General features: G+C 61.5%; 6 protein-coding genes and 1 pseudogene. 2 read left to right on the top strand and 5 right to left on the bottom strand.

All coding sequences use genetic code 11. The features are described from left to right. Positions 1-88: 88 nt before the first annotated feature. The 4 genes and pseudogenes from KUO17_RS03270 to KUO17_RS03255 form a co-directional block, all read right to left on the bottom strand. A pseudogene (locus KUO17_RS03270) lies at positions 89-184 on the bottom strand (AsnC family transcriptional regulator); the annotation flags it as partial. Between the two features lie 24 nt (positions 185-208). Then, positions 209-472, bottom strand: a complete 264-nt coding sequence (locus KUO17_RS03265) for a bacteriocin immunity protein (RefSeq protein WP_255263379.1) — start codon at positions 470-472, stop codon at positions 209-211. Beyond that, on the bottom strand, positions 469-2763 hold the full coding sequence (locus tag KUO17_RS03260) for an S-type pyocin domain-containing protein (RefSeq protein ID WP_217973589.1): 2295 nt from the start codon (positions 2761-2763) through the stop codon (positions 469-471). Before KUO17_RS03260 ends, KUO17_RS03265 begins: the two co-directional genes overlap by 4 nt. A gap of 184 nt (positions 2764-2947) precedes the next feature. After that, positions 2948-3427 (bottom strand): Lrp/AsnC family transcriptional regulator, encoded by a 480-nt coding sequence (locus tag KUO17_RS03255; protein WP_217973588.1) that lies wholly within the window; start codon positions 3425-3427, stop codon positions 2948-2950. A 127-nt stretch (positions 3428-3554) separates the two neighbouring features. Between KUO17_RS03255 and KUO17_RS03250 the strand changes: the two genes are divergently transcribed. Together KUO17_RS03250 and mdeB are read left to right on the top strand one after the other, a co-directional pair. Beyond that, a complete protein-coding gene (locus KUO17_RS03250) occupies positions 3555-4751 on the top strand; it encodes a methionine gamma-lyase (RefSeq protein ID WP_217973587.1) in 1197 nt (398 codons plus the stop codon). Positions 4752-4776: 25 nt separating this feature from the next. Then, the gene (gene mdeB / locus KUO17_RS03245; RefSeq protein ID WP_217973586.1) at positions 4777-7458 is read left to right on the top strand and encodes an alpha-ketoglutarate dehydrogenase; all 2682 of its coding nucleotides are present in this window, start codon (positions 4777-4779) and stop codon (positions 7456-7458) included. A gap of 74 nt (positions 7459-7532) precedes the next feature. Here mdeB and KUO17_RS03240 read toward each other — a convergent pair whose 3' ends face one another. After that, entirely contained in the window at positions 7533-7964 is a 432-nt protein-coding gene (locus KUO17_RS03240) for a Z-ring associated ZapG family protein (protein WP_217973585.1), read from the bottom strand. Positions 7965-8076: the final 112 nt, after the last annotated feature.

Genomic DNA, 8076 nt, shown 5'->3' with positions numbered 1-8076 from the left:
TTGCAACGCACCATGGCCTGGCAGATCGGCGTTGCCAGCCTTGTTTACCAGGCGTCGGATCGCGCGGGGTTACGTCTGATACCCCCCTTCAAATATGCTTCTCCGACACCGGAATCACCCGCCTCTCCTTCACCGCCTTGAACGAGAAGCTCGAATAGATTTCCTTCACTCCCGGCAATCGCTGCGGTGTTCAGCCGGCTATGCATTTTTAGGCGGGCTTGAATCCGGATTTTCCGTTTGCTAGCCGCCACTCTCTGACGATTCGGAGAATCTCCTTTGGTTCGCCATCCTGTTTTGTTGCCGGCTTATACAAGAGGTCATAGCCAGCAGGGTGTTCCGTGATTTTTGAAAAATGCATCAGTAATGGTGAAAGCACCTGTTCAGGTTCGTCCTCATTGGCGCGGTCAATTTCAGCTATGAAATCTAAAAACTCCTGTTCTGTGTAGTCACTCAAGTTATTTTTCATGATCATTGTTTGCCTCCATAGTGAATTGTGTAGTGGGCTGAAGGTGTAACGATTCTAAGGTTATCCATATCGTAGACGCCTCCACTTTCGCTTATTGGTCTGATGTGATGAAGTACGTAGGACGTTTGAGTTCTATGCCTATCGCTGTAAGGCGCCGTTGGGGCATATCCATGCTTTTTCATCCGACGGAGGTCTCTATCGTTGAACTGCTTCGACAATTCACCATCATTGGCAATGCTCTTCCAGAAAGCTCTTCGAAACGCATTGAAATTACGGTATTCCCTACCTTTGAGTAGTTCAGCGATAGGTGCCGGAATGGCGGCCCCTTCCTCCTGCGTCGCTTCTCCTAGCCAACGCCCGGTTATCTGCTGGCCCGTGCCGGTGGCGAATCCCGGCTCAAACCGTGGACTCTTGAACACCACAAGGATAGGTGGCAATCCCGAATCAATCGGGAACGTGATGATCAGTCGCTCTTGATCCAGCAGATCCAGCGCAGGATAGCTTTCTGATTCAGTGCGTACGGGGTTAGGCTTGCTACCGGTATAAACGACAGTGCCTGGCGGAACTGGCGGCAGGCTGGTCGAGCTTCCCTGTTCGCTCCCCGGAGCGCTGACGGGTGTCCAGGTCAGAATCCGCTGCGGGTTATCCAGTGCCAGGCTGTACACCTGCCGTTCGCTGTCAAAGCTGGCGGCACGCACGGCAACCGCTCGGCCTCCGGGTTCCACGTAAAGGCTCAGCTCATCCGCCTCTTCACTGCCGCTCAGCAGGTAAGGCATGTCCACGCTATCGGCGGTCATCGCCAGTGTTACCAGGTCTGGCCCCCCTGGTGGTGAAAGGTCCGCGAGCGGTGTGCTGATCAGATAACGCCGCTCGCTGTTGCCCAGCTCTGCTGGCCAAGCAAGGGAAAAGGCACCAACCAACAGTCTGCTTAGCGCCGGTGCTGCCGATTGAGCGAGAGCGGCTACGGCCATGCGCGTGGCATGTTGTAGCTCCATGTAGGCGCTCTGAGCAATCGCGAAGGCCGCAGTGCCAATGGGCAGCACCAGCGGAAACGAGGCAGATGCACTGCCCAAAGCGCTGTAACTGATCCTTTTTCGCTCAGCCTCGGCTTTCAAGCGTTCGGCTTCCTTGGCTTTGCGTTCAATCTCTGCCTTGCGCGCGGCATCTTGCGCTTGGCGCAAACGAACCTGCTCAACATCGTGGCTTTTTTGCAGCGCTTCGACTTGCAATGCTCGAAGGTGAAGCCCACTCAGCGCGACAGTGAACCGTTGCAGGTAACGGATGGATTCCGTCTGAGTCATTGCTGCATGGTAATCCCGCCACCGCGCCCCGGCACGACGGAGTTTCTGCTCCGCCACTAGATGGTGAAGTGCCTCGAGTTGCGGCTTGGAGAGCGGGCTTTTGATAGTTGGATTGGCTGTAGTGAACGTCGGGATAGCGCGCTGTTTTGCTGCGGTCTGCGTGCGAGCACTCGCCAGATAAGCGGTAATTGCTTGGGCGAGGCTATGGCTGGCCGGAACTGAGGTGGACTTGACCAGTTCATGTTGGAGAAAGTTGGGCAGGCACTCGAAACATACCTGCCGTTCAAAGCCAATTTGCTCAGTCCGGCGTTTGATCGCCTTTGCCAAGTCGACTGGCGGGGTCTGCAGCTCTGTCCGGTCTAGTTGGGTAGCCAGTGCCTGAAGATCTTCGGCCAGTATGCGAATAGATTCGGCTTCGAGATGTAAGCGGTAAGCGCCATCGGTAGACCTTTCCAATCGGGACCAGAGCTCATTGGCAAATGCCTCTCCTTTTTGGGTGAATACACCCGGGTCATAGATCCGGCTCATCATTGAGTCGGAGCGTTTATAGAATGCTGGTGCGCCGTAGAAGCTCAGTGCGTCGGGCAGTATCTGAAGATAGCGGTCTCGCTTTTGCCCGATGAGTGCGCTCAGGCCACGTTGCTCAGCCAGTTGCCTGGAAAGGGTTGACGCTCCCGTAGCATTGGCTTTGTTGCGTACCTGCGTACGTTCTGCTGCTGTCTGCGCAGAAAGTTTTTTGATGAGCGGCGCGTACTGATCCGCATACTGCCGATCAATGCCCTGACGCTCTTCGTCAAGGACTCTGCGGGCAGAAACTTCTTGAGCAAGATTCTTGCCGGGGCCTCCGGTTCCGCGAGGACGGCCTTCGTACAAGCCCCAGCCGCCGTAGCCCGGTCCACCGCCACCACCTCCGGTTGGCGAGATAGGTATTCGATCAGGCGCCGCTGCGGTGATCCAGAGACCTTCTGATAGGTGATATGCATTGTCTTGAGCCATGTGGATCCTCCTGATCTCGACATGGTCATCTTGAAGCGCGAGGCGGTTTTGATATGCCGGCTGCTGCCTGTTCAGCCGTAGTCCGGTGCCAAGCTGAGGGAAGAAGTAGTCATAAGTCCGGTGATAAATCAGGCCTGCGGTTCGACCATGCCATGCATCCGCGATGCGCCGCACAAGCCCCGCTCTATATGTGCTTCTCCGACACCGGAATCACCCTTTTCTCCTTCACCGCCTTGAACGAGAAGCTCGAATAGATTTCCTTCACTCCCGGCAATCGCTGCAGCACTTCGCGGGTGAATTCGCCGAACGACTCCAGGTCCCGCGCGAGTATTTCCAGCAGGAAGTCATAGCGCCCGGAGATGTTGTGGCACGCCACGATTTCAGGAATCTCCATCAGCCGCTGCTCGAACGCACGGGCCGCATCCTTGGTGTGCGAGTCCATCATGATGCTGACGAACGCCGTCACGCCAAAGCCCAGTGCCTTGGGCGAAAGAATCGCCTGGTAACCGGTGATGTAGCCCGACTCTTCCAGCAACTTGACCCGTCGCCAGCAGGGCGAGGTGGTCAGTGCGACGCTGTCGGCCAGTTCCGCGACGGTCAGCCGTGCGTTGTCTTGCAACGCGGCCAACAGCGCACGATCGGTACGGTCGAGGGTGCTAGGCATGTCTTGCCCTCCAAAGCCTGTTTTTGTTGTTTTTATGTCAGTAATCACAACAAGCCGTGGGCGCTTTTGGAAAAAAATACGCTGGCCTGTGGAATAAGCTTATAACAAACCACAAGAGGCGGTTGCCATGAACGGCTCCAACAAGCTCGCAGGATTTGCCACACGCGCCATCCACCACGGTTATGACCCGCTGGACCACGGCGGGGCGCTGGTGCCCCCGGTGTATCAGACGGCGACCTTCGCCTTCCCCACGGTGGAGTTCGGCGCCGCGTGTTTCGCCGGCGAGCAGGCGGGGCACTTCTACAGCCGCATCTCCAACCCCACCCTGAACCTGCTGGAAGCCCGCATCGCCAGCCTGGAAGGCGGCGAAGCAGGCCTGGCGCTGGCCTCGGGCATGGGCGCCATCACCTCCACGCTGTGGACACTGCTGCGCCCCGGCGACGAGGTCCTGCTGGGCAATACGCTGTACGGCTGCACCTTTGCCTTTCTGCACCATGGCATCGGCGAATTCGGGGTGAAGCTGCGCCACGTCGACATGGCCGACCTGCTGGCCGTGGAAGCGGCCATGAACCCGGCCACGCGGGTGATCTATTTCGAGTCGCCCGCCAACCCGAACATGCACATGGCCGATATCGCCGGTGTGGCAAGCATCGCGCGCAAGCACGGCGCCACCCTGGTGGTCGACAACACCTACTGCACCCCGTACCTGCAACGCCCGCTGGAACTGGGTGCGGACCTGGTGGTGCATTCGGCGACCAAGTACCTCAGCGGCCATGGCGATATCACCGCTGGGCTGGTGGTCGGCAGCCAGGCGCTGGTCGACCGCATACGCCTGCAAGGGCTCAAGGACATGACCGGCGCGGTGCTCTCGCCGCATGACGCCGCGCTGCTGATGCGCGGTATCAAGACGCTCAACCTGCGCATGGACCGCCACTGTGCCAACGCCCAGGTGCTGGCCGAGTTCCTGGCCGGGCAACCGCAAGTGGAGGTGATCCACTACCCGGGGCTTGCAACCTTTGCCCAGTACGCGCTGGCGCAGCGGCAAATGCGCCTGCCGGGCGGCATGATCGCTTTCGAGCTCAAGGGCGGCATTGCTGCCGGGCGGCGCTTCATGAATGCCCTGCAACTGTTCAGCCGCGCCGTCAGTCTGGGCGATGCCGAATCCCTGGCCCAGCACCCGGCAAGCATGACCCATTCCAGCTATACCCCAGAAGAGCGTGCGCACTACGGCATCAGCGAAGGGCTGGTGCGGTTTTCGGTGGGGCTGGAGGACATCGAAGACCTGCTGGCCGATGTGCAACAGGCGCTCAAGGCGTGCGCCTGAACCCGTCACGGATGAGGTCTGAGCAATGGTGGCAATGATGAACCTTGTGCCGGCCGACGGCCTGCCCGATGACAGCGACCCCGGCGAAACCGCCGAGTGGCTGGCGGCGCTGGAGTCGACCCTGGCCCACTGTGGCCCGGCCCGTGCGCGCTTTCTGCTCGAACAGCTCGAGGCGCACGCGCGTGAGCTGGGGCTTGAGCGCGGCGCGCAACCTTATTCGGCCTACCGCAATACGCTGTCGCTGGAGCATCAGGGCGTCTACCCCGGCGACCTGGAGCTGGACGAGCGCATCACCAGCATCCTGCGCTGGAACGCGCTGGCGATGGTGATGCGCGCCAACCATGCCTACGGCGACCTGGGCGGGCATATCGCCAGCTACGCGTCGGCGGCGGAAATCTTCGAGGTGGGCTTTGAGCACTTCTTTCGTGGCGACGAGGGTGGCGAACAGCGCAATGCCGACCTGGTGTTCTTCCAGCCGCACTCGGCCCCCGGGATCTATGCGCGGGCCTTTCTGGAGGGGCGCCTGAGCGAAGCGCAATTGGCCGGCTACCGCCAGGAAGTCGGTGGCGGCGGCCTGTGTTCCTACCCGCACCCTTGGCTGATGCCGGACTTCTGGCAGTTCCCCACCGGCTCCATGGGCATCGGCCCGCTGAATGCGGTGTACCAGGCGCGGTTCATGCGTTACCTGCAGCACCGTGGCCTTGCCGACACGGCCGGGCGCCGGGTATGGGGCGTGTTCGGCGATGGCGAGATGGACGAGCCCGAATCGATAGCCGGCCTGACCCTGGCCGCCCGCGAGAAGCTCGACAACCTGACCTTCATCGTCAACTGCAACCTGCAGCGCCTCGACGGCCCGGTGCGCGGCAACGGGCAGATCATCCAGGAGTTGGAGGCGTTGTTCAGCGGTGCCGGCTGGAACGTGATCAAGGTGCTGTGGGGCTCTGAATGGGATGCGTTGTTTGCCCGCGACAGCGAGCATGTGCTGTTGCGCCAGCTGGCCGCCACGCCCGATGGCCAGTTCCAGACCCTGGGTGCCAATGATGGCGCGTATAACCTGGAGCACTTCTTCAATCAGCACCCGGCGCTGCAGCAGTTGGTGGCGAACATGAGTTCGGCCGAGATCAACGCGCTCAAGCGTGGGGGGCATGATTTTCGCAAATTGCATGCAGCGTTTGCCGCCGCCCAGGCCTGCAGGGGGCGGCCGACGGTGATCCTGGCCAAGACCAAGAAGGGCTACGGCATGAGTGCCGCCGGTGAGTCGCGCATGACCGCGCACCAGGCCAAGCAGCTCGATGTGCAGGCCCTGCTGGCGTTTCGTGACCGCTTCCACCTGCCGCTCAGTGATGCACAGGTCGAGCAGTTGCAGTTTTACCGTCCCGCCGATGACAGCCGTGAAATGCGCTACCTGCGCGAACGCCGTTCGGCCCTGGGCGGCAGCTTGCCGGCAAGGCGGGCGCAGGCGCGGGCAGTGCCGGTGCCTGCGCTGCAGGCCATGGGCGGCTTTGCGCTGCAGGCCGAAGGCAAGGCCATGTCGACCACCATGGCGGCGGTGCGCATGCTCGGCGCGTGGCTCAAGGCGCCGGAGCTGGGGCCGCGTGTGGTGCCGATCGTGGCCGATGAAGCACGTACCTTCGGCATGGCCAGCCTGTTCCGCCAGATCGGCATCTACTCGCCCCATGGCCAGCGCTACGAACCCGAGGATGCCAGCTCGCTGCTCTCCTACAAGGAGGCGCAGGACGGGCAGTTGCTGGAGGAGGGCATCACCGAAGCCGGCGCCATCTCGTCCTGGGTGGCGGCCGCCACGTCCTATGCGGTGCATGGCGAGCCGATGCTGGCGGTGTACATCTATTACTCGATGTTCGGTTTCCAGCGGGTCGGTGATCTGATCTGGGCCGCTGCCGACCAGCGTGCGCGCGGCCTGCTGCTGGGGGCCACGGCGGGGCGTACCACGCTGGGCGGGGAGGGCTTGCAGCACCAGGACGGCTCCAGCCTGGTGATGGCCGCGATGGTGCCCAACTGCCGTGCCTGGGAGCCGTGCTTTGCCGGCGAGCTGGCGGTGATCCTGGCGCACGCGTCACAGCGGATGATGGTGGAGCAGTACGACGAGTTCCACTACGTGGCAGTGATGAATGAACGTTATCCACACCCGTCATTGCCGGCCCAGGTGCATGAGGCCGTGTTGCGCGGGATGTATCGGTTTGCCGAGCAGCCGGTGGCGCACGCCCATGGGCGGGTTCGCCTGCTGGGGTCCGGCGCGATTCTGCGAGAGGTGATCGCCGCCAGTGAACTGCTGGCCGCAGACTGGGGTGTGGCCAGCGAGGTGTTCAGTGTGACCAGCTTCAGCGAACTGGCGCGTGATGCGCGGGATGTACAGCGCGCCCAGCGGTTGGGGCTGGGCGGTAGCAGTCATGTGGCGCAGTGCCTGGCCGGTGACGCGCCGGTGATTGCCGCCACGGATTACGTGCGCGCCTGGCCGCAACTGATCGCCGAGTACGTGCCGGCGCCGTATGTGACGCTGGGTACCGATGGCTTCGGGCGCAGTGATACGCGTCAGCGCCTGCGGCAGTTCTTCGAGGTGGACCGCTTCAGCGTGGTGCTGGCCAGCTTGCAGGCACTGGTGGATGACGGGGTGCTGGAGGAGGGCGTGATGGTGCAGGCGCGGGCGCTGTATCCGGCGTTGGATGAGGCAGGGCCCTGGTATCGTTGAAGCGATGGAATGAAAAAAGGGGCGCCTTGGGAGGCGCCCCTTTTTTGTCGATCTTGCCGGCCTTGTCGCTGCGCTCAGCGCTTGAGCCCGTAATGCTCGTCCAGCATGCCCGGCGTGTTCGGCGCCTTGGGCGCGTAGTCGCGGGGCACTTCGGTGTCTTTGGGCGGGGTCAGGCGATCGCGTGGGCCCTGAACCTCTGAATGCAGCGCAGCCAGCAAGCGCTGACGGGTCTGCTCGTCCAGCGCCAGGCGGTTGGCACCTTCGGCCAGGTGGTCCTGCACTTCCTGGTAGCTCTGGGTGAGCTTCTTGACCAGCGCGGCAGTGCTGTTGAAGTGGGTCACCACTTCACTCTGATAACTGTCAAAACGTTCCTGGATATCGTCCAGCTGCCGCTGCGTGCTGCTCGGGGCTGCATTGGGCAAGAGGCGGGCGACCAGGAAACCAGCGACGACACCCACGACCAGGGCCAGGGTCGGCAACAACCAAACTAAGAGCGAGAGTTCCACGAGTCCTTCCTCTATAAACGGCTTTGCTTTACGTTAACGGCTCGGACCTGCGCTGTATACCGCGAGCGATCGCAAATATCTCAGACAGAATCATCAGCTAGACGAGTCGACC

It is taken from the genome of Pseudomonas aegrilactucae (genome assembly GCF_019168305.1).
GTDB lineage: Bacteria > Pseudomonadota > Gammaproteobacteria > Pseudomonadales > Pseudomonadaceae > Aquipseudomonas > Aquipseudomonas aegrilactucae.
This window is presented reverse-complemented; position numbering and strand designations above follow the sequence as displayed.